The organism is Streptomyces sp. NPDC094147 (assembly GCF_044764265.1).
GTDB lineage: Bacteria > Actinomycetota > Actinomycetes > Streptomycetales > Streptomycetaceae > Streptomyces.
Map to the genome: position 1 here is coordinate 1 of NZ_JBIWHT010000079.1, position 1,351 is coordinate 1,351.

The 1,351-nt window shown below is 57.3% G+C and carries 1 rRNA gene (cut by a window edge); it reads left to right on the top strand.

Features of this window, described 5'->3' with window-relative positions:
• A 23S ribosomal RNA gene (locus ACIQ8J_RS35825) occupies window positions 1-1,351 on the top strand (its annotated part continues 1,129 nt past the right edge of the window); the annotation flags it as partial.

Below are 1,351 nucleotides of genomic sequence, written 5' to 3' on the forward strand. Positions count from 1 at the left end.
CGAGTCAGAAACCGTTGGTGTAGGCGAAGGACATGCGAAAGGTCCGGCGTAGAGGGTAAGACCCCCGTAGCTGAAACATCAACGGCTCGTTTGAGAGACACCCAAGTAGCACGGGGCCCGAGAAATCCCGTGTGAATCTGGCGGGACCACCCGTTAAGCCTAAATATTCCCTGGTGACCGATAGCGGATAGTACCGTGAGGGAATGGTGAAAAGTACCGCGGGAGCGGAGTGAAATAGTACCTGAAACCGTGTGCCTACAAGCCGTGGGAGCGTCGCTGTATGTGCTTGCACATGCAGTCGTGACTGCGTGCCTTTTGAAGAATGAGCCTGCGAGTTAGCGGTGTGTAGCGAGGTTAACCCGTGTGGGGAAGCCGTAGCGAAAGCGAGTCCGAACAGGGCGATATAGTTGCACGCTCTAGACCCGAAGCGGAGTGATCTAGCCATGGGCAGGTTGAAGCGGCTGTAAGAGGTCGTGGAGGACCGAACCCACCAGGGTTGAAAACCTGGGGGATGACCTGTGGTTAGGGGTGAAAGGCCAATCAAACTCCGTGATAGCTGGTTCTCCCCGAAATGCATTTAGGTGCAGCGTCGTGTGTTTCTTGCCGGAGGTAGAGCACTGGATAGGCGATGGGCCCTACCGGGTTACTGACCTTAGCCAAACTCCGAATGCCGGTAAGTGAGAGCGCGGCAGTGAGACTGTGGGGGATAAGCTCCATGGTCGAGAGGGAAACAGCCCAGAGCATCGACTAAGGCCCCTAAGCGTACGCTAAGTGGGAAAGGATGTGGAGTCGCAGAGACAACCAGGAGGTTGGCTTAGAAGCAGCCACCCTTGAAAGAGTGCGTAATAGCTCACTGGTCAAGTGATTCCGCGCCGACAATGTAGCGGGGCTCAAGCGTACCGCCGAAGTCGTGTCATTCCAGCATGAGGGCCAACGCCCGCTGGGATGGGTAGGGGAGCGTCGTGTGCCGGGTGAAGCTGCAGCGGAAGCTAGTGGTGGACGGTTCACGAGTGAGAATGCAGGCATGAGTAGCGATACACACGTGAGAAACGTGTGCGCCGATTGACTAAGGGTTCCTGGGTCAAGCTGATCTGCCCAGGGTAAGTCGGGACCTAAGGCGAGGCCGACAGGCGTAGTCGATGGACAACCGGTTGATATTCCGGTACCCGCTTTGAAACGCCCAGTATCGAATCAGACGATGCTAAGCCCGTGAAGCCGTTCCGGACCCTTCGGGGAATGGAAAGTGGTGGAGCCGGTGACCCGGATCTGTAGTAGGTAAGCGATGGGGTGACGCAGGAAGGTAGTCCAGCCCGGGCGGTGGTTGTCCCGGGGTAAGGGTGTAGGACGTACG